This is a genomic window from Streptosporangium sp. NPDC050148, assembly GCF_055586505.1.
On the sequence record NZ_JBVJIA010000012.1, the window covers coordinates 217,211 to 237,921 of the forward strand.

At 71.9% G+C, this 20,711-nt stretch carries 16 protein-coding genes; 13 read left to right on the plus strand and 3 right to left on the minus strand.

Annotated elements, in window-relative coordinates; translation table 11 throughout:
• Positions 1-9 precede the first annotated feature (9 nt).
• The 4 genes from ACZ6RT_RS16390 to ACZ6RT_RS16405 all read left to right on the plus strand — a co-directional run bounded on the left by ACZ6RT_RS16390 (position 10) and on the right by ACZ6RT_RS16405 (position 8,200).
• Complete coding sequence (locus ACZ6RT_RS16390; RefSeq protein WP_470154243.1) at positions 10-3,084, plus strand: hypothetical protein; 3,075 nt, start codon at positions 10-12, stop codon at positions 3,082-3,084.
• Between the two features lie 227 nt (positions 3,085-3,311).
• Positions 3,312-3,572, plus strand: coding sequence for a WhiB family transcriptional regulator (locus ACZ6RT_RS16395; RefSeq protein ID WP_037969494.1), 261 nt, complete (start codon positions 3,312-3,314; stop codon positions 3,570-3,572).
• A gap of 339 nt (positions 3,573-3,911) precedes the next feature.
• Positions 3,912-6,788 (plus strand): glycosyltransferase family 2 protein, encoded by a 2,877-nt coding sequence (locus tag ACZ6RT_RS16400; RefSeq protein ID WP_470154245.1) that lies wholly within the window; start codon positions 3,912-3,914, stop codon positions 6,786-6,788.
• The gene (locus tag ACZ6RT_RS16405) at positions 6,785-8,200 is read left to right on the plus strand and encodes a DUF5719 family protein (protein ID WP_399185972.1); all 1,416 of its coding nucleotides are present in this window, start codon (positions 6,785-6,787) and stop codon (positions 8,198-8,200) included. Before ACZ6RT_RS16400 ends, ACZ6RT_RS16405 begins: the two co-directional genes overlap by 4 nt.
• 71 nt (positions 8,201-8,271) lie before the next feature.
• On the opposite strand, the gene ACZ6RT_RS16410 is transcribed toward ACZ6RT_RS16405, so the two are convergent.
• A complete protein-coding gene (locus tag ACZ6RT_RS16410) occupies positions 8,272-8,727 on the minus strand; it encodes a metallopeptidase family protein (protein WP_344889350.1) in 456 nt (151 codons plus the stop codon).
• Between the two features lie 239 nt (positions 8,728-8,966).
• Here ACZ6RT_RS16410 and ACZ6RT_RS16415 point away from each other — a divergent pair, with 239 nt between their 5' ends.
• The 5 genes from ACZ6RT_RS16415 to ACZ6RT_RS16435 are packed head-to-tail and all read left to right on the plus strand — an operon-like array spanning position 8,967 to position 13,009.
• The gene (locus ACZ6RT_RS16415; protein WP_344889347.1) at positions 8,967-9,335 is read left to right on the plus strand and encodes a DUF3499 domain-containing protein; all 369 of its coding nucleotides are present in this window, start codon (positions 8,967-8,969) and stop codon (positions 9,333-9,335) included.
• Between the two features lie 49 nt (positions 9,336-9,384).
• Complete coding sequence (locus ACZ6RT_RS16420; protein WP_470154248.1) at positions 9,385-10,740, plus strand: phosphomannomutase/phosphoglucomutase; 1,356 nt, start codon at positions 9,385-9,387, stop codon at positions 10,738-10,740.
• Between the two features lie 4 nt (positions 10,741-10,744).
• Positions 10,745-10,918, plus strand: coding sequence for a Trm112 family protein (locus tag ACZ6RT_RS16425; protein WP_344889341.1), 174 nt, complete (start codon positions 10,745-10,747; stop codon positions 10,916-10,918).
• The gene (locus ACZ6RT_RS16430; protein WP_399185974.1) at positions 10,915-12,021 is read left to right on the plus strand and encodes an SIS domain-containing protein; all 1,107 of its coding nucleotides are present in this window, start codon (positions 10,915-10,917) and stop codon (positions 12,019-12,021) included. Before ACZ6RT_RS16425 ends, ACZ6RT_RS16430 begins: the two co-directional genes overlap by 4 nt.
• A gap of 46 nt (positions 12,022-12,067) precedes the next feature.
• A complete protein-coding gene (locus ACZ6RT_RS16435; protein ID WP_470154250.1) occupies positions 12,068-13,009 on the plus strand; it encodes a cation diffusion facilitator family transporter in 942 nt (313 codons plus the stop codon).
• Between the two features lie 104 nt (positions 13,010-13,113).
• On the opposite strand, the gene ACZ6RT_RS16440 is transcribed toward ACZ6RT_RS16435, so the two are convergent.
• Positions 13,114-13,545, minus strand: coding sequence for a MerR family transcriptional regulator (locus ACZ6RT_RS16440; RefSeq protein ID WP_470154252.1), 432 nt, complete (start codon positions 13,543-13,545; stop codon positions 13,114-13,116).
• 198 nt (positions 13,546-13,743) lie between these two features.
• Here ACZ6RT_RS16440 and ahcY point away from each other — a divergent pair, with 198 nt between their 5' ends.
• Together ahcY and ACZ6RT_RS16450 are read left to right on the plus strand one after the other, a co-directional pair.
• Positions 13,744-15,171 carry an adenosylhomocysteinase gene (gene ahcY, locus ACZ6RT_RS16445; protein WP_399185977.1) on the plus strand — a complete coding sequence of 476 codons (1,428 nt, stop codon included), beginning with the start codon at positions 13,744-13,746 and terminating at the stop codon, positions 15,169-15,171.
• Between the two features lie 70 nt (positions 15,172-15,241).
• The gene (locus tag ACZ6RT_RS16450) at positions 15,242-16,483 is read left to right on the plus strand and encodes an adenosylhomocysteinase (RefSeq protein ID WP_470154254.1); all 1,242 of its coding nucleotides are present in this window, start codon (positions 15,242-15,244) and stop codon (positions 16,481-16,483) included.
• Between the two features lie 113 nt (positions 16,484-16,596).
• Here the strand turns inward: ACZ6RT_RS16450 and ACZ6RT_RS16455 are convergent, their stop codons facing one another.
• Positions 16,597-17,226, minus strand: coding sequence for a DUF305 domain-containing protein (locus ACZ6RT_RS16455; protein ID WP_470154256.1), 630 nt, complete (start codon positions 17,224-17,226; stop codon positions 16,597-16,599).
• A gap of 159 nt (positions 17,227-17,385) precedes the next feature.
• Between ACZ6RT_RS16455 and ACZ6RT_RS16460 the strand changes: the two genes are divergently transcribed.
• The gene (locus tag ACZ6RT_RS16460) at positions 17,386-18,837 is read left to right on the plus strand and encodes an LVIVD repeat-containing protein (RefSeq protein WP_470154258.1); all 1,452 of its coding nucleotides are present in this window, start codon (positions 17,386-17,388) and stop codon (positions 18,835-18,837) included.
• Positions 18,838-19,259: 422 nt separating this feature from the next.
• The gene (locus ACZ6RT_RS16465; protein WP_470154269.1) at positions 19,260-20,585 is read left to right on the plus strand and encodes an LVIVD repeat-containing protein; all 1,326 of its coding nucleotides are present in this window, start codon (positions 19,260-19,262) and stop codon (positions 20,583-20,585) included.
• Positions 20,586-20,711 lie beyond the last annotated feature (126 nt).

The window sequence follows — 20,711 nt, forward strand, 5'->3', positions numbered from 1 at the left end:
GGGGTAGTTGTGATCAATGTCGAAGCGAGCCGGCTTCGGGAACCGGCGGCGTGGCTCATGGCCGCCGTCGCGTCCGCGATCGTTCTCGTCGGCATCGAACGCCTGCTGTTCGGAGGGTCCGCGTTCGGGGACTCGTCCTTCGCCGCGCGCGCCGCGGCCCGCCTGGGCACCTTCACCTCGCCGGTGACCGTCGCCCTGCTCGTCGGGGCCGTGGTGCTGGCCACCCACCTCGGCCCGGTGATCGCGCGGCTGCGCCCGCTGGCGCTGCTGGTGACGGTCACCCTCGGGCTCTGCGTGCTGTTCGGCCTGATCGCCCTGCTGGCCGGGGTGCTGGGCGGCGCGACGAGCGCCCGGGAGAAGATCGAGCTCCTCCTGGTCCACCTGCCCTCCCTCGCGCTCGCCGCGGTCGCGTTGCTGTACGTGCTGCCCAGGGCGATCCCGGCCGCCTCCCGGGCCGGTGGCGTGTCCGGCCCGCTGTTCGGGGGGCAGGGACACGGTCCCGTCCCCGGGTACGGCCCGGCGGGCGGGCAGGGTCCCTTCCAGGGGCAGGGCCAGGGGCAGGGCCAGGGGCAGGGTCCCTCCCGCGAGCACGCCCCGTTCCAGGGCGCTCCGGACGGCCGGGGCCCGCGCGACGGCTATCCCCAGGACGGGGACCGCTACCCCCAACCCCAGAGCGGGGACGGCTACGCTCACCCCCAGGGCGCCCCCGGCCAGGGTCCTCACTCCCAGGGCCCGCACTTCCAGGGCGCCCCCGGACAGGGGCCCCACACCGGGCAGCACCTTCCCCAGCAGGGGTTCCACCCGCAGGACCGGCCCGCGCAGGAGATGCAGCCCGCGCAGTCCCCGCCTCCGCACGTCCCGTACGGCCGCCCGGCCCTCCCGCCCGCCCCCGCGCACGCCTCCACCGGCACCCCCGCCGAGAACACCGCCCAGAACGTCCCCTCCGGGGGGTACGACGGGCACTCCTCCGCGCAGGCCGGGGACGGGCACCACTCCCAGGCCGGTCACCCCCGGCAGGCGGAGAACCGGCAGCAGGCCGAGGACCAGACCTGGCCGGGACGGTCGCGGACGCCGGAGCAGCAGGCGTCGCAGCGGCCCGCCCAGGAGTCCGTCCCGCTGTCGGCTCCCCCCGTGGGGCACGCCCCGAGCCCGTACACCACCGCGGACGCCCCGCCCCCGGCCACGCCGTACGACGCGCCGTCCCTCTCCTCCGCCTCCTCCGCGCCGGCGGAGCAGCAGGACCGGACGGAACCGCGCCTGCCCGACCCGCTCTCCTTCGACCCGTCGTACTCCCCGGACCCCTCGCACGGGCGGCCCGACCCGGCGTACGGGCAGTCGTCCTCCGACCCGGCCTACGGGCGGCCCGACCCCCAGGATCCCGGGCACCGGAGCGACGCCCCGGCCTACGGGTGGCAGGAGGCGACCTCGCCGGGATCCTCCGGCCGTCACTCCGAGACGCAGGGCACCGGACGGACCGAGCAGGGCTCGTACCCGCAGGCCGAGCAGCAGGCGGACCCGCGCACCGAGCAGTGGGCGACGGCGGGGTATGCGCAGCCGGAGACCCAGGGGTACGCGCAGACCGGGCCGGACGACCGGCGACGGACCGAGGCACAGGAGCAGGAGCAGGGACGGCGAGCCGAGTCCCGCCGGTCCGGGTACGGGCAGCACCACTCCAGCCCGCGGCTGCCCGATCCGCTCTCGTCCGAGTCGTTCACCTCGAACCCGCGACTGCCGGACCCGCTTCCGGAGTCGTTCACCTCCAGCCCACGGCTGCCGGACCCGCTCTCGTCCGAGTCGTTCACCTCGAACCCGCGGCTGCCGGACCCGCTCTCCTCCGAGTCGGCGTACGGGCGGCCCGAGCCGCGCGACCAGGGACCGCAGGAGTCGTACGGGCGGCAGGAGCCCTCGCCCGCCGAGCCCTCGGGCTGGTACACCGACTCCCAGGCGCCGGGTGCCGACCGGTCCGAGCAGTGGGCCCGCGGGGGTCCCGAGCAGGGTCACGGGTCCGAGCCGCAGGCGCACGGATTCCCGGAGCCGCAGGGCTACCTCCGGCCGGAGCCGGAGGACCGGCCGCACCCCGGATCCCAGGGATCCGAGTACCGGCAGGACCCGCAGGGGTTCGGGCAGCAGGGCCCGTACACCCCCGACCTTCAGGCCGCCCCCCGGGCGCACCGGCCGGAGCGGCAGGTTCCCGGTGGTCAGGCCGGGGTGCCTCTCGCGCCCGACGACGTCTCCGCGTCGCCGTTCGAGGACCGTCCCTCCCCGTTCGAGGACCGTCCTTCCCCCTTCGAGGACCGGGCGCCGCACGGTTTCCCCACGCCTCCGGAGAACTACGGCGGGCCGGTCGCCGGCCACCCGGGTGCGGACCCCGCCTACTCGACCGCGCCGGACCTGCACTACCCGACGCCCGACCCGGTGGACCTGAGGTCCCAGCAGATGGCCCAGGCCTACCAGCAGGCGAAGAACTACCAGCAGGCGCACGGCAACGAGTCACCGCTCCGTCTTCCGGAGTACGGGGCCCCGGGCCACGGCGACCCGCTCGGGCACCCGCAGACCCCGCAGGCGTCCCAGCACCCGCAGCCCTCCCAGGACCGGTACCCGCAGACCCCGTCCCCTCAGGCCCCCCAGGAGCAGTACCCGCAGGCACAGCCCTTCCAGCCGCAGTCCCCCCAGGACCGGTACTCCCAGGACCAGCCCTCCCAGGACCAGTACTCGCAGGCCCGGCCCCCGTACGACCCGTCGTCGCAGGACCGGTACTCCCAGGCGCAGCAGCCCCCGTACGACCCGGCGCAGCAGTACCCGCCGCGTGATGAGCAGCGGTGGGAGCCCGAGTCCGAGGCGACGCTCCGGTTCGACCCGGCCGCCTACCGGGACGACCCGCTGGGCGCCCCGGCCCCGCCCCCGGCGGCCCCCGCCCACGCCCCCGAGACGTGGGACTCGAAGCCGATAGATCCCACCGCGATCTATCGTCCCGAGCAACGCCGGGGACAGGTCACGGATGAGGAAACGCCGGATACAGAGAAGGTGGGCCCCGGTCAGGATCAGAACATCTCCTGGTACGGTTCCGACCGCCGAGAGCGCTGAGCCCCTGGCGGTGACAGCGATCACCTGGTGCAATTGCCGTCGTGGCAGGCAGACGACCCACAACCGGGGAGAGCAGGTCTTTCCCCGGATACCAGCATGCCGCTTGACGTCACACCGGGCACGCGCGTGTAATTACACACGTGTTGTTACGCCTTCCTCTGGGTGGGTAAGGGGCAGGCGTTCATAGGGGGGCTCCATTTTGCGGGCGTGCGGCAGGGAGGTGTGCAGTGGCCGACCTGGTCATCGCACAGGAGAGCATCGCTGAAGAGCAGCTTGGCTGGCAGGAGCGTGCCTTGTGCGCGCAGACCGACCCGGAGGCGTTCTTCCCGGAGAAGGGAGGCTCCACCCGCGAGGCCAAGAAGGTTTGCCGCTCCTGCGAGGTGCGTGCCGAGTGTCTTGAGTACGCACTGGAACATGACGAGCGGTTCGGCATCTGGGGTGGACTGTCCGAGCGTGAACGCCGCCGGATCAAGCGCGAGGCCGTCTGACCCGTCCGGACGAGGGCCGGCCGGCAGGCCGGAGCACACCGAGGATCCGGACGGTACGCGAGTCCGAGCACCGATGAACACCTGACAACATCCGACCGGTACCGAACGGGTGCCGTGCAGGGCACCGTGCGGGTGCCGCAAGGCCACCGGAAAGGTCCGGACGGTCCGACAGAGAACACGTGACGCCCTCACGGGGGCTTGACGAATATGCCCACGGGGCCACGTGACGTCGGTCGCGTGGCCCTTTTTCCTGGGCGTCATCAGGTGTAAGACATACACCGACATAGGGTGCCGTATCGTGGTCGCGCCGATCATCACCCCCTCCTGAACACGGGACGTATGTCCATCAACGACCCCCAGCGCCCCCCTCGCCCCCAGCACACGGTCACCGCGATCGTCGTCTCCCACGACGGTTCCCGCTGGCTGGGGGAGACCCTGGAAGCCCTGCTCCGGCAGACCCGCCCGGTGGACCGGGTCGTCGGGGTGGACAACGGCAGCAGGGACGGCAGCGCCGACCTGCTGACCCGATCCCTCGGCCCCCGTGCCGTCCTGACCCTGCCTCGCTCGACCGGGTTCGGCGAGGCCGTCACCGAGGTGCTCGACCGGCTCGGGCCCGGCGGCGGCCGGGAGTGGATCTGGCTGCTGCACGACGACTGCGCCCCGGACGCCCACGCCCTGCAGACCCTGCTGGAGGCCGCGGACTCCGATCCCAAGGCGGCGGTGCTCGGCCCCAAGCTCCGCGACTGGGTGGACCGGCGGCTGCTGCTGGAGGTCGGCTTCACCGTCGACCGGACCGGCCGCAGGGACACCGGGCTGGAGGCCCGAGAGTTCGACCAGGGACAGTACGACGGCACCAGGGACGTGCTCGCGGTCTCCACCGCGGGCATGCTCGTCCGCAGGGACGTCTGGGAGGAGGTGGGCGGGCTCGACCCCGCCCTGCCGCTCTTCCGCGACGACCTCGACCTGTGCTGGCGGGTCAGGGCCGCCGGGTACCGCGTGCAGAACGTCACCCGGGCGGTCGCCTGGCACGCCGAGGCCGCCACCCGGCGCAGGCGCCGCATCACCGCCAGCGGCGACCATCCCCGCCGCCTGGACCGCCGCAACGCCCTGTTCGTCGTCATGGTGAACCTGCCCCCGCGGGCGCTGCCGTGGGCGCTGGTCCGCAACCTGTTCGGGTCGCTGCTGCGCACGGTGCTGTTCCTGGTGGCCAAGCAGCCGGCCAACGCCCTGGACGAGTTCCTGGCCTTCGGCTCGGTCTTCGGCCACCCGGTACGGATGGTCAAGGCCAGGCGGGCCCGGTCCAGGGGACGTGGATCTGGGGCCGTGGCGGCCGCCAGGCTGCTCACCCCCGCGGGCGCGGGCTACCGCAGGCTCGTGGACCGGGCCCGCAACTACCTGGCCGGGGCCGGGTTCGTGGAGTCCGCGGGCCGCCACCACGCCGTGGCCGCCCAGCGCCCGCAGGAGGACGGCGAGGAACTGCTCGCCGACACCGGGGTGATGCAGCGCGTCTTCGGCAACCCGGGGGTGCTGCTCTTCCTGGCGCTCACCCTGGTCACGCTGATCGCCGAGCGGGCCCTGAACGGCGGTGCCCGGCTGGGCGGCGGCGCGCTCGTCCCGGCGATCGGCGGCGCCTCGGACCTGTGGGACCTCTACCGCGAGGGCTACCACCGGACCGGCCTGGGCACCGACGCCTGGGCCCCGCCGTACGTGGCGGTGCTGGCCGCGCTGTCCACGGTGCTGTTCGGCAAGACCTGGCTCGCGGTCTCGGTGCTGCTGCTCGGCTGCGTGCCGCTGGCCGGGATCTCCGCCTACGCGGCCACCCGGTGGATGATCCCGGGCCGCTGGACCCGGGTCTGGCTGGGCTCGTCGTACGCCCTGCTGCCGGTGGCCACCGGCGCCGTCGCAGCGGGGCGGCTGGGCACCGCGGTGGTGTTCGTCCTGCTGCCCGTCTACGCGGCGCTGGCCACGGTCGTGCTCGCCGGGGAACGGCGCCGGGCCCGTCGCGCCGCCTGGGCCCTGGGACTCCTGCTGGCGGTCGGCACGGCCTTCGCGCCGCTGGTCTACCCGCTCGCCGCGGTGCTCGGCGCGCTGGCGGCGCTGGCCTTCCCGCGCCGGGGCGTCGCGGTCTCGATGCTGGTGGCGTTCGCCGTGCCGGTGGCCCTGCTGCTGCCCTGGCTGGTCCAGATGGCCGTGGCCCCGGGACGGCTGCTGCTGGAGGCCGGTCTGCACCAGCCCTCCCTGGTCGATCCCGCGCTGAGCGCCGAGTCGCTGCTGCTGCTGAGCCCGGGAGGGCCGGGCATGCCGCCGCTCTGGGTGACGGCCGGTCTCATCGTGGCCTGCCTGCTCGCGCTGCTGATGCGGCGCAACCGGATGGTCATCGCGGTCGGCTGGGGCGTCGCGCTCTTCGGGCTGCTGACGGCGATCCTGGTCAGCAGGACCTGGGTCACCTCGATCAACGGCGACGTGGAGGCCCCGGCCTGGCCGGGGGTGCCGCTGGCCTTCGCGGCCACCGGCATGCTGGTGGTGGCCGCGCTCACCGCCGGGCGGATCACCGAGTTCCGGGCCGCCGGGGGGACGCGCAGGCTCGTCGCGTTCGGCGTCGTCGTGGTGGCGTTCTCCACGCCGCTGCTCGCCGCGGGCATGTGGATCGCCAGGGGCGCGGACGGCCCGATCCGCGGGACCGTGCGCGACGTCGTCCCCGCCCTGGCCGCGGTGAACTCCGCGGGCGGCGAGCGGACCCTGCTGCTGCGCGCCTCGCCGGACCGGCTGCTCTTCACCGTGCTGAGCGGGCGCACGCCGATCGTCGGCGAGGCCGACATCCCCGTCCCGGAGGGTCCCAGGGAGCGGGTCCGCCTGGCAGCCGCCGGGCTGGTGTCCGGCAGGGGCGGGGACGACGCCCGCGTGCTCGCCGCCCACGGCGTCCGTTTCGTCGTGGTGACCGCGCCCGTCGATCCTGAGGTCAGCGCCGCGCTCGACTCGCAGCCCTCGCTGGCGAGGATGAGCCTGTCCCGTTCGGTCGGCGTGTGGCGGCTGACCCGGCCCGTGGCCGTCCCGCCCGCCCCGCCCGGTGATCCCTGGCACGGCCGCTGGCTCCTGGTCCAGACCGTGCTGGTGATCGTCGTCATGGTGCTGGCGGCGCCCGGCCGCGGCGAGAACGACGAACCCGCGGTCCCCGTGGACCTGCCCGAACCCCGTAGAGAGCCGGTCGCCCGGTGAGATCCCTGATCGAGAACCGATTCGGCCTGCTGGCCCTGGTGCTGGTGGCCCTGCTCGCCCTGTACGGGACGGCCGCCGCGAGCCGGCCACAGGTCGCCGCCACCCCGGTGCCCCGCCCCGAGAGGGTGCCCGTCGCCTCGGTGACGGCCGTCTGCCCGGCGCCCGGCGAGGCCGCCGTCGGCGTGCTCGCGCCCCCGGGAAGCAGACAGGCGGGCGCCGCCTCGCTCGTCACCGGGGAGAAGACCCTGGCCACCCTGGACACCCCGGGACGCCTCTGGCGCGAGGAGGTGCCCGCCTCGTCGCCGTCCCTCGTCGTCACGGCCTCCGGGAGCATGGCCGCGGGCCTGGAGGCGTCACAGACCCGGAAGGAGACCTCGGGCGGGCAGCGGGGGCTGGCCGGGGTGCGCTGCGCCGAGCCCGCGGCGAGCACCTGGCTGGTCGGGCCGGGACCGGCCGCGGCCGACGTCACGCTGTACCTGTCCAACGCCGATCCGGCCGCGGCCATCGCCGAGGTCATGGTCTACTCCGGTGAGGGCCCGGTGATCACCGACCGCGGGAGCGTGTTCACCCTCAAGCCCGGTGAGAGCCGCACGGTCAAGGTCGCCGATCTGGCGCCCTCGGCGCTGGTCATGGCGATCCAGGTACGTACCACCTCGGGGCGGGTCACCGCGGCGGCCCGCGCGCTGATGAACGACGGGCGCGGCGTGGACTGGCTGCCGGTCTCCGCCGCCCCCGCCACCCGCGTCGTGGTGCCCGCCATCCCCGGCGGGGGCGGGAAGCGGGAGCTGCTCGTGGCCTCCCCCGAGGAGGCGGACACGCTGGTCGAGATCAGGGCGCTCACCCCCGACGGGACCTACGCTCTCAAGGGCCGCGAGCTGGTGGAGGTGCCCGCGGGTTCCGTCGCCACCCTGGACCTGTCCACCGGGGTCGGCGGCCAGCCCGCCGCGCTGCTGCTCACCTCGGACAGCCCGGTCGTCGCCGGGCTCGTCGCCACCGGCACCGGCGCGCGGCCGGACGTGGCGTTCACCGCCGGGTCGGCCCCCATCGACCTGGGCAGCGTCGTGGCCGAGAACCGTACGGGCGGCAAGACGGCCTCCCGGCTGCTGCTGACCGCGCCGGAGACCGCGGGCTCGGTGAGCGTGCAGGTGGTGACCGGTACGGACGAGGCGCCCGAGCCGTTCCAGGTGGACATCTCCGCGGAACGCACCCGGCAGGTGGACCTTCCCAAGATCAAGGGGGCCTTCGCGGTGGTCGTGCAGCCGCTGCCCGGCTCGGGGCCGGTCCACGGCGGGCGCGTGATGGAGGAGCGGCTCAAGGGGGGGACGGCGCTGACCGTGCAACCCCTGGCCGCGGCCCGGATGTGGGCGCTGGTCCCGCCGATCGCCGAGTCCGCCGCGACCGTGCTGCCCTGAGCCGTGCCGGGCCGTCCTGAGCCCGCGCGTCCCTGAGCCCGTGGCCATGCCGGTGGCGGTCGTGCCGGGGGTCAGTCGTGGTCGTCGAAGCCGGGGTCGACCGACTCGGGGGAGAGCCCCAGCAGGCCCGCGACCTGTTCCACCACGGCCTCGTGCACCATCGCGCCCAGGTGGTCGCGGTCGCGCGACCGGCTCTCCAGGGGGCGGCGGTAGATGATCACGACGGCCGGGCGGCTCCCCGCGGCCGGTTCGGACCGTCCGAACGGGATCGGCTCCCCGGTCAGCAGGCCCGGCCCGTCGCCCAGCTCGCTGATCGGCGGGACCTCCTCGACCGCGAACTCCACGGCCGCCAGCTGCTTGCCCCAGCGGGGCTTGAGCCGGTCGACCGCGTCCAGCACCAGGTCGTCGAACCGCTCGCTGCGGGCCTTGGCGATCGGCACGTGCGAGGGCGCCAGCGGGCCGCGCAGGCCGCGGCCGTGCCTGTCGCGCCTGCGGGGAGAACGAGGTCTGCCGGGTGCCGGGCTCACGGCCCCAGCTTAGACGCGACCCGGGCGGGCACGGGAGGGCGCCGGTCGTGGACGGCGGGACCTCCCGGGGAGATCCGAGGGAGATCCCGGGGGGATCCGGGGGATCCGGGGGCGTGCGGACAGGGGGTGAAGCCGTACAGGCGGGTGGAAGCCAGGACACGTGTCCGAATTGTGGCGACACGCTCGTTAAGAGCGCTCAGATAGTGGCGCCCCGGACGCTTACCGGATACGGTCCCACCGTGAGCCCCGTCCGCCGCTGTTCCCGCACCGCGTGCAGTCAGCCTGCCGTTTTCACGCTCACGTACGTCTACGCCGATTCGACCGCTGTTCTCGGGCCCTTGGCGACGTACGCCGAGCCGCACTGTTACGACCTGTGTGCCGAGCATGCCGAGCGGCTCACCGCCCCCCGCGGCTGGGAGGTGGTCCGCCTTCCGACCGACGGCACCCCGCCCAGCACGGACGACCTGGAGGCCCTGGCGAACGCGGTCCGCGAGGCCGCCAGACCCGCGCCGAGCGGCGGCACCGAGCCGGTCGGCCAGGGGGTCGAGGTCGGCCGCAGGGGGCACCTGAGGGTGCTCCGCTCGGCTCAGCCCCAGCGTGACCGCTGACCCTACTAGGCTGGGGGGCGCCGGACACGACGCAAAGGGTGGAGCTGGAGTGGGCGACCTCGCCAAGATCTTCAAGGCGTACGACGTTCGTGGCGTCGTGCCGGACGAGTTCGACGAGGCGACCGCCGAGGCGGTGGGCGCGGCCTTCGCCGAGGTGACGGGCGCGAGGACCGCGGTCGTGGCGCACGACATGCGGGCCTCCTCGGTGCCGCTGACGGCGGCCTTCGTCCGAGGGGTCGTCTCCCGCGGGGCGGACGTGATCAACGCGGGCCTGGGCTCCACGGACATGCTCTACTACGCGAGCGGCAGCCTCGGGCTCCCCGGCGTGATGTTCACCGCCAGCCACAACCCGGCCCGCTACAACGGCATGAAGATGTGCAGGGCCGGTGCCGTGCCGATCGGCGGCGCCACCGGGCTCGTCGAGATCCGCGACCGGGCGGCCGAGATCCTCGCCTCCGGCTCCCTGGGCGGCCCCGGGGGCGGCACGGTCTCCGAGCGCGACCTGCTGGCCGGTTACGCCGAATACCTGCGCACCCTGGTCGACCTGTCCGGCATCCGGCCGCTGCGGGTCGTGGTGGACGCCGGCAACGGGATGGGCGGGCACACGGTCCCGACGGTGCTGGCGAGGCTTCCGGTCGAGCTGACCGCCCTGTACTTCGAGCTGGACGGGACCTTCCCCAACCACGAGGCCAACCCCATCGAGCCCGACAACCTGCGCGACCTGCAGAAGGCCGTGCTGGACGTGGGCGCCGACCTCGGGCTGGCCTTCGACGGCGACGCCGACCGCTGCTGGGTGGTGGACGAGCGCGGGGAGTCGGTCTCCCCGTCCACGATCACCGCGCTGGTCGCGGTCCGCGAGCTGGGCAGGCACCCGGGAGCCGCGATCATCCACAACCTGATCACCTCCCGTGGGGTCCCGGAGATCGTCGCCGAGCACGGCGGCAGGGCGATCCGCACCCGGGTGGGCCACTCGTTCATCAAGGCCGAGATGGCCAGGACCGGTGCGGTCTTCGGCGGCGAGCATTCCGCCCACTACTACTTCCGGGACTTCTGGTTCGCCGACTCCGGCATGCTGGCCGCGCTGCACGTGCTGGCCGCGCTGGGCGAGCAGGAGCGGCCCCTGTCGCAGGTCCTGGCGGAGTACTCCCGCTACGCGGCCTCCGGGGAGATCAACAGCACGGTCGCCGACCAGGCGGCCGCGACCGAGCGGGTCCGCGCCGCGTTCGCCTCCCGCGACGGCGTCGCCTTCGACGAGCTGGACGGCATGACCGTCTCCGGCCCCGGATGGTGGTTCAACCTCCGTCCGTCCAACACCGAGCCGCTGCTCCGGCTGAACGCCGAAGCGGCCGACGAGACCCAGATGGCAGCGATCAGGGACGAGGTCCTTGCCCTCGTGAGGAGCTGAACACGTGAAGATCGACGACTGGCTGCTGGAGATCCTGGCCTGCCCCAACTGCAAGTCCCCGCTGCGGGCCGAGCCCGCCGTGGACGAGCTGTCCTGCACCTCCGCCTCCTGCGGCCTGGTCTACCCGGTCCGCGACGACATTCCGGTCCTGCTGGTCGACGAGGCCCGGAAGTCGTGAACTGGGAGCCGGATCGGCTCGACGACCAGAAGTGGCTGACCGAGGGCGACCCCTCGGGCATGCTGCGAGCCGTGGCCGACTCGGCCGCGCAGATCCGTACCTCCCGCAGGGCCGCCGTGGAGGCGGGCCTGTCCTCGCTCACCGGCCAGGGCCGCCCCCGGGCGATCGTGGTCGCGGGCATGGGGGGTTCGGGCACCGCCGGTGACATCCTCAACGTGGTGTGCGGCCCCGGCGCCCCGCTGCCGATCGTGACCGTCAGGTCCCATCGGCTTCCAGGCTGGATCGGCGCGACCGACCTGGTGATCGCCGTCTCCCGCTCCGGCGGGACCGAGGAGACCCTCACGGCGGCCACCGAGGCCGTCCGGCGCGGGTGCCGCCTGCTCGCCGTCGCCGCGCCCGGCTCGCCGCTCCAGGCGATCGCCAGGCAGGCGGGGGCGCCGTTCGTGCCCGTCGCCGAGGGGACGCGTCCGCGTGCCGCGCTGTGGGCGCTGGCGGTCCCCCTGGTGGTCGCCGCGGCCGAGCTCGGCCTGGTCGAGGCCGGGGAGGAGATCTTCGAAGGGGTCGCCGGCCGGCTGGAGGACCTGGCCAACCGCTGCCGCCCGGCCAGCGAGTCCTTCATCAACCCCGGCAAGTCGCTGGCCATGGACGTCGCCGAGACCGTGCCGATGATCTGGGGGTCCTCGCCGGTGGCGACCGTCGCGGCCCACCGGTGGGCCTGCCAGTTCGGCGCGACCGGCAGGTACCCGGCGATGTGGGGGGAGCTGTCGGAGACCGGCCACAACCAGGTCGCCGCCCTTGACGGCCCGCTCGCCCAGCGCGACATCTTCGCCGACGAGAGCGGCAGGTCGCTCCGGCTGTTCCTGCTGCGCGACGTGGAGGAGGACCCCCGGCTGCTACGGCGCAGGGAGGCGTCGGTCCGGCTGGCCGAGGGACGCGGTGTCCCGGTCACCCAGATCGCCGCGGAGGGGCTGCACCCGCTGGAGCGACTGGCCACGCTGATCGCGCTCGGAGATTTCGCGAGTACATACCTCGCACTCGGGTACGGGCTCGACCCGACCCCTGTATCGGCCATCACCGAACTCAGGGCGAGAATTTCCCAATAGGATTCCTGTCTCGTCTTTCGACCATACGAGCTGAGCGGAGGCTGCCGTGAGCGCGGGCGGCGGTACTAAGGCAATCATCGCGGCATTGGTCGCCAACCTGGCGATCGCCGTGGCCAAATTCGTGGCGTTCCTGTTCACCGGTTCGTCATCGATGATCGCCGAATCGGTCCACTCGGTGGCCGACTCGGGCAACCAGGCACTGCTACTGCTGGGCGGCAAGCGCGCGCAGCGCGAGCGCACGCCCCAGCACCCCTTCGGGTACGGCCGGGAGCGCTACTTCTACGCGTTCGTCGTGGCGGTGGTGCTGTTCACCATCGGCGCGGTGTTCTCCCTCTACGAGGGCATCCACAAGCTCCAGCATCCCGAGAAGCTCACCTCCCCGCAGTGGGCCTTCGGCGTGCTGATCTTCGCGATCATCGCCGAGTCGTTCTCGTTCAGGACGGCGATCATCGAGTCCAACCACGTCCGGGGCAACCAGTCCTGGGTGCAGTTCATCCGCCGTTCCAAGTCGCCCGAGCTGCCGGTCATCGTGCTGGAGGACCTCGGCGCGCTGCTGGGCCTGATCTTCGCGCTCTTCGGCGTGACGATGGCCGTGGTGACCGACAACCCGATCTGGGACGGCATCGGCACCATCATGATCGGCGTTCTGCTCGCGGTGATCGCGATCATCCTGGCGATCGAGACCAAGTCGCTGCTGCTCGGCGAGGGCGCGGGCCCGGAGGTCGAGGTCGCCATCATGCAGGCGCTGGAGAGCGCCCCCGAGGTGACCCGGGTCATCCACATGCGCACGCTGCACCTGGGCCCCGAGGAGGTCCTGGTCGCGGCCAAGATCGCGGTCGACCACGACGACACGGCCGCGGACGTGGCCCGCGGCATCGACGAGGCCGAGAAGCGCATCCGCGCCGCCGTCCCCACGGCCCGGGTCATCTACCTGGAGCCCGACCTGTACCGGTCCGACGTGTCGGCGCCCTCCTCCGGCGCCGTCTGACCGCACGTCCCGCCGTACCCCGGCCGGTCACCGGACGGTGACCGGCCGACGCCGTCCGGCCGCCCCGACGGGCCTTGTTCTCCTCGGGGCGCCCGTCGCGGGCGTCAGGGCCGCCCGTCGCGGGAGGTCCCCGGGACGCCGCCGCGGGAGGCCACGGAAGTGCCACCGCGGGAGGCCCCGGGAATGCCGCCGCGGGGGGCGCCGGGGCCGCCCTGGAGCAGGCGCAGCGCCTTCTCCTTCTCGAAGTCCAGGGCCCTGCGGGGAACCTGCAGGCGTCCGATCCGCAGCCCCAGGTCCCGTACGGCCTGGGCGACCGCGGGTTCGCTCAGCACGCGCAACGCGAACGCCAGCTCGGCCGGGGAGACGTCGAACCGCCTCTCCAGTTCCAGGCTCTGGGCGACGGCGGCGAGCTCCTCGGGGCCGAACCGGCGGTGCGCGCCCTGGTTCCTGATCGGGGGCAGCAGCCCGAGCGCCTCGCGGTAGCGGAGCATCCTGGGGGACATCCCGAGCCTTCTGGCGGCCTCGGTGATCCGCATCGACGACCCCTTTCCGCGAAACCTTACATTCTTGTGTCAGGTTAACCCCTCAAAGGGTGCGCGCGGTCGTTCCGTCCGCCTAAACTCGCAAGCGTCGAACTTTCCGGTGGAGCGGTGAGCCGGGGCCCGAGAGCGAGGCCGGTCGCGGGACGAGAGCGCGAGGCACGCACCGCCCATCAACCAGAGGGGTAACCACACATGGACTTCAAGGTCGCCGACCTTTCCCTTGCGGCCTTCGGCCGCAAGGAGATCCAGCTGGCGGAGCACGAGATGCCGGGCCTGATGGCCGTCCGCGAGGAGTACGCCGCGGCCCAGCCGCTCGCCGGTGCGAAGATCATGGGCTCGCTGCACATGACCATCCAGACCGCCGTGCTCATCGAGACCCTGGTCGCGCTGGGCGCCGAGGTCCGCTGGGTGAGCTGCAACATCTTCTCCACCCAGGACCACGCCGCCGCCGCCGTGGTGGTCGGCCCCGACGGCACCCCGGAGGACCCCAAGGGCGTCCCGGTCTTCGCCTGGAAGGGCGAGACCCTGGAGGAGTACTGGTGGTGCACCGAGCAGGCGCTGCTCTGGCCCGGCGGCGGTGGCCCCAACATGATCCTCGACGACGGCGGTGACGCCACCCTGCTCGTCCACAAGGGCGCCGAGTACGAGAAGGCCGGCGCCGTGCCGAGCGCCTCCGAGGACGACCCCGAGGAGTGGGGCGTCATCCTGGAGCTGCTCCGCCGCACGGTCACCCCCGAGGGGCACTGGACCAAGGTCGCCGCGGGCATCAAGGGCGTCACCGAGGAGACCACGACCGGTGTGCACCGCCTGTACGAGATGTTCAAGAACGGGACGCTGCTCTTCCCGGCGATCAACGTCAACGACTCGGTCACCAAGTCCAAGTTCGACAACAAGTACGGCTGCCGCCACTCGGTGATCGACGGTCTCAACCGCGCCACCGACGTGCTGATCGGCGGCAAGGTGGCGCTCGTGGCCGGCTACGGCGACGTCGGCAAGGGCTGTGCCGACGCGCTCCGCGGCCAGGGCGCCCGCGTGATCATCACCGAGATCGACCCGATCTGCGCGCTCCAGGCGGCCATGGACGGCTTCCAGGTCGCCACGCTGGACGAGGTCGTCGGCAGCGTCGACATCTTCGTCACCACGACCGGCAACTTCAACATCATCACGGCCGACCACATGGCCCAGATGAAGCACAACGCCATCGTGTCCAACATCGGTCACTTCGACAACGAGATCGACATGGCCGGCCTGGCCAGGATCCCGGGCATCGAGAAGACCGAGGTCAAGCCGCAGGTGCACACCTGGCGTTTCCCCGACGGCAAGCAGATCATCGTGCTCGCCGAGGGCCGCCTGATGAACCTGGGCTGCGCCACCGGCCACCCGTCGTTCGTGATGTCGAACTCCTTCACCAACCAGGTGATCGCGCAGATCGAGCTGTTCACCAAGACGGACGACTACCCGATCGGCGTCTACGTGCTGCCCAAGCACCTGGACGAGAAGGTCGCCCGCCTGCACCTGGACGCCCTGGGCGTGAAGCTCACCAAGCTCACCAAGGCCCAGGCCGAGTACATCGGCGTGGACGTCGAGGGCCCCTACAAGTCCGACCACTACCGTTACTGATACCGATCGGTACGTTCCACCGGGCCCCCGCGACGTCGCGGGGGCCCTGCCGGGTGAGCGGGGGAGAGACGTGGACAGCGCTCTGGTGGCCGCCGGGGAGCGGAGGATCGGGTGGGCGGCGCGGGCGATGCCGGTGCTCACCGCCCTCGGTGAGCGGTTCGCCGCCGAGCGGCCCTTCGAGGGCCTGCGGATCGCCGCCTGCCTGCACGTCACCGCCGAGACCGCCGTGCTCATGGGCACGCTCCGGGCCGGAGGGGCCGAGATCGCCCTGGCCGCCTCGAACCCCCTGTCCACCCAGGACGACGTGGCCGAGGCGCTGCGCGACTACGGGATCGTCGTGCACGCGGAGGCCGGGGTGACCAGGGAGGCCTACTACCGCCACATCCACCAGGCGCTCGACATCCGCCCCGACCTCGTCCTGGACGACGGCTGCGACCTGGTCAACATCCTGCACACCGAGCGGACCGAGGTGCTGGAGACGGTCTCCGGGGGGTGCGAGGAGACCACCACCGGGATCATCAGGCTCCGCAGGATGGCCGCGGAGAACGCCCTGCGCTTCCCCGTGGTGGCGGTCAACGACACCCGGACGAAGCGGATGTTCGACAACCGCTACGGCACCGGCCAGTCGACCATGGACGGCATCATGCGGGCCACCAACACGCTGCTCGCGGGCAAGACCGTGGTGGTCGCCGGGTTCGGCTACTGCGGCCGGGGTGTCGCCGAGCGGGCCAGGGGGCTGGGCGCGCGGGTCGTGGTGACCGAGATCGACCCGGTGAAGGCGCTGGACGCCCTGCTCCAGGGCTACGACGTGCGGTCGATGACCGCCGCGGCCGAGACCGGGGACGTCTTCGTCACGGTCACCGGCAACCGTGACGTGATCAGGGGAGAGCACCTGGTCCTGATGAAGGACGGCGCGATCCTGGCCAACGCCGGGCACTTCGACGTCGAGATCGACGTCCGCGCCCTGGACGACCTGGCACAGGCCGTCCACCGCGGCGTACGCCCCAGCACCGACGAGTACGTCCTCGCCGACGGCCGCAGGCTCCTGCTGCTCGCCGAGGGCCGCCTGGTGAACCTGAGCGCCGCGGAGGGGCATCCCGCGGCCGTCATGGACATGTCCTTCTCCGCGCAGGCGCTCTCGGTGGAGTGGCTGGTCCGCGAGCGGGCACGGCTCGCGCCCGGGGTGTACGACGTGCCCGTGGACGTGGACGTGGAGGTGGCGCGGCTCAAGCTGGCCGCCGCCGGGATCGAGGTGGACGAGCTGACCGGTGACCAGGAGGAGTACCTGCACTCCTGGCGGCTCGGCTCGTAGGCGTCACCCGCCTCCCGCAGGCGTCGCCCCGCTCCTCACAGGCATCGCCCACTCCTCACAGGAGTCGCCCGCTTCCCGCAGGCGTCGCCCCGCTCCTCGCGGGCGTCACCCGCTCAGAGCTCGGCCTCCATCTCCCGCATCCTGCGGATCTCGGCGCTCTGGGTGACCGAGACGTCGTTGGCCAGCTCCTCGATCCGCTGGTGCGAGCCGGAGACCAGCAGCTTCTCCGACATGGTGATCGCGCCCAGGTGGTGGGCGGTCATGAGCTTGATGAAGAGCCGGTCGAAGTCCTTGCCCGAGGCGGCCTTGAGCGCCTCCATCTGCTCCGGCGTGGCCATCCCGGCCATGCCCTCGTGACGGGCGTGGTGGTCGGGGGCGCTCACCCCCTGCTGCTGGAGCCAGGAGATCATGAACTGGATCTCCGGGCCCTGGGTGTCCTTGATGCGCGAGGCCAGGCCCTTCAGCCGGGTGTGCTCGCCCCTGGTCGGGGCCAGGGCGGCCATGTCCAGGGCCTGGCGGTGGTGGACGACCATGTTCCGGACGTACGTCACGTCGGCGGCGTTGGCGGTGTCGGTGGGGACGATCGTGGCGGCCTCGGAGGGGCCGACGGTCCTGGCCTGCTCGCCCGGCCTTCCCGGGACGATCACCGGTGCCGACGCCCGGGACGCCGCGGGCGGTTCCGCCTCCGAGGTGCACGCGGTGAGGGAGAGTGCGGCGATCACGACGACGAGCGCGGCACGCACCCGGCCTCCTTCTACCAGTTTCCAGTAATGCATGACCGTAACTGCCTGCGCATCCGTCCGTAAAGGGCTCACCCCGGCAACAGTTGCTAACACTATGACAACTTGTCGCGCGAGGCGCTTGGGTGAACTATTTGGACTTTATGCTCCATTTATAGGTGCATGTACCAAGGAGGTCCACGAGTGTCCACCCTTTTCGGGAAGGGCCTGACCGGCCGTTTCCTGATCGCGGCAGGCATCGCCGCCGCGACGGCACTGGCCGCGCTACCCGCGCAGGCCGCTGACATCCCGGCGCCCGGTGAGATCGCCAAGAGCGCGAACATCGAGCACGTGCTCAACGTTCCCAAGCCCGCCGAGCTCCCCGACATCCACACCGACATGGCGTTCCAGGGCGACTACGCCTACGTCGGCAACTACTCCGGCTTCTCGATCTACGACATCCGGAAGCCGAAGCGGACCTCGCTGGTCAGCTCGGTGCTCTGCCCCGGCGGCCAGATGGACGTGGCGGTCTACGGCAACCTCCTCTTCGGCGCGGTCGACTCCCCCCGCAACAACGACTCCTGCAGCAGCGTCGGCCAGACGGCCGACGTCAAGGAGTCGTGGGAGGGTGTGCGGATCTTCGACATCAGCGACAAGAAGAACCCCAAGTACATCAAGGCGGTCGAGACCAACTGCGGCTCGCACACGCTGACCCTGGTCCCGGGCAAGGGCAGGGACCGTCGCAACGTCTACGTGTACGTGTCCTCGTACCGGCCGAGCGCCGCGTTCCCGGACTGCCAGCCGCCGCACGACAAGATCTCGGTCATCAAGGTGCCGCTGCGCACGCCCACCGACGCGGCCGTGGTCGCCACCCCGGTGCTCTTCCCGGACGGCGGCAACCCGGGTGACGGCCTGCCGTACCCGGAGGGGACCTCGGCGACGAGCGGCTGCCACGACATCACCGCCTACCCGGAGAAGAACATCGCGGCCGGAGCCTGCATGGGCGAGGGCATCCTGATGGACATCTCCGACCCGGTCGCCCCCAAGGTCACCGCCACGGTCCGGGACGACGAGAACTTCGCGTTCTGGCACTCGGCGACCTTCAACAACGAGGGCACCAAGGTGATCTTCACCGACGAGCTCGGAGGCGGCAGCAGGGCCACCTGCAACGAGGCGATCGGCCCCAACCGCGGCGCCAACGCCTACTTCGACCTCGTCGGCGGGCAGTTCGTCTTCAAGAGCTACTTCAAGATCGCCCGCCACCAGGCCGACACGGAGAACTGTGTCGCGCACAACGGCTCGCTGATCCCGGTCAAGGGCAAGGACATCATGGTCCAGGCCTGGTACCAGGGCGGCATCTCGGTCGTGGACTTCACCGACTCGGCCAACCCGCAGGAGATCGCGTTCTTCGAGCGCGGCCCCGACGAGACCGCCGCCCCGCTCAGCGGCGGCTTCTGGTCGGCGTACTACTACAACGGTTACATCTACGGTAGTGACTTCAACCTCGGCCTCGACGTGTTGAAGATCAACGACCGGCGCACGGACAAGGCGTCGAAGGTGAGGTTCGACATCCTGAACGCGCAGACCCAGGCCTCCTACCGGGAGGGCCACGGCCACGGCCACGGTCACCACTGATCACGATCGACGGCGGGACGGCCGCCGGGTGCCCGGACGGGGCACCCGGCGGCCGTCCCTTTTCCGTCGCGGCGCGCCCGGCCCTCCCGGGCCGTCCGTCTCCCCGGAAGCTCGCGTCCGTGCGGCCGGTCCCGTCGCGGGCGCTCGCCGTCGGCATATGCCCAGGCCGGGGACCGGGACCTCGGACATCCCGACCCTTGCATGCGAAAAATGCATAAATCATAATGTCTACAAGATGCCAAGTAAAGGCCCTGTATCGCATTTTATTGTGACAAACCGACAGGGGATCCGCCCGAGCTGTCAAGGACGTTGTTTGTTAATTTATGGGTGCCTTATGTCTGCTCCTAGGAGGCACCCGAGTGTTCGCTCATCGAAGAGCCGTACGGGCGTTGGTGGTGGTCGCGACGGCCGCGGCCACGCTGATGTCCACGGTGTCCGCGCAGGCCAACGACATCCCCCCGCCCGGTGAGGTCGTCACCAGCCCCAACGTGACGCACGTGGGCACCCTGCCCAAGCTCCCCGGTCTCGAAGCCACCACCAACAGCGACATCGCCTTCCAGGGCGACTACGCCTACGTCGGCAACTACGGCGGCTTCTCGATCTACGACATCAGGAACCCCACGCGGGCCAAGCTGGTCAGCGGAGTCCTGTGCCCCGGCTCTCAGATGGACGTCTCCGTCCACGGCGACCTGCTGTTCACCGCGGTCGACAACTCCCGCAGCGACGACTCCTGCAGCAGCGTCGGCCAGACGGCCGACGTCAAGGAGTCGTGGGAGGGTGTGCGGATCTTCGACATCAGCGACAAGAAGAACCCCAAGTACATCAAGTCCGTCGAGACCAACTGCGGCTCGCACACGCTGACCCTGGTCCCGGGCAAGGGCAGGGACCAGCGGCGCAACGTCTACCTGTACGTCTCCTCGTACAACCCGAGCGCCGCGTTCCCGGACTGCCAGCCGCCGCACGACAAGATCTCGGTCATCAAGGTGCCGCTGCGCAAGCCCACCGACGCGGCCGTGGTCGCCACCCCGGTCGTCTTCCCCGACGGCGGCAACGAGACCCAGCCGGGCCTGCTGCTGCCGACCAGCGGCTGCCACGACATCACCGTGTACGCCGAGAAGGACATCGCGGCCGGAGCCTGCATGGGTGACGGCGTCCTGTTCGACATCTCCGACCGGGAGAACCCGGTGGTCACCGAGCGGACCACGGACCCGAACTTCGCGTTCTGGCACTCGGCGACCTTCAACAACCGCGGCAACAAGGTGATCTTCACCGACGAGCTCGGCGGGGGAAGCCTGGCCACCTGCAACGAGGCCACCGGCCCGACCCGGGGTGCCGACGCCGTCTACGAGATCGTCAAGGGCAAGCTCGTCTTCAAGGGCTACTTCAAGATCGGCCGCCACCAGACCGACACGGAGAACTGTGTCGCGCACAACGGCTCGCTGATCCCGGTCAAGGGCAAGGACATCATGGTCCAGGCCTGGTACCAGGGCGGCGTCTCCTTCGTGGACTTCACCGACCCGGCCAACCCGAGGGAGTTCGGCTACTTCGAGCGCGGCCCCGAGCCCGACGGCGGACGCGGCGGCATCTGGTCCGCGTACTACTACAACGGGTACGTCTACGCGAGCGACTTCCGCCGGGGACTGGACGTCCTGCGGATCGACGACCGCCTGACCGACCCGGCCAAGCGGGTCCGCATGGACCGGCTGAACGTGCAGACCCAGAGCTCCTACCCGGAGCGCCGGCACTGACCGCCCGGCGGGGGGGGGGGGAGGGGGGCGTCCGAGGGGGGGGGGGGGGAGTGGGGGGAGGGGGGGGTGGGGGGGGGGGGTGGACAACAGTGGAAGAAGGCACGGAGGTCTGGGGTGGGGGGTTGT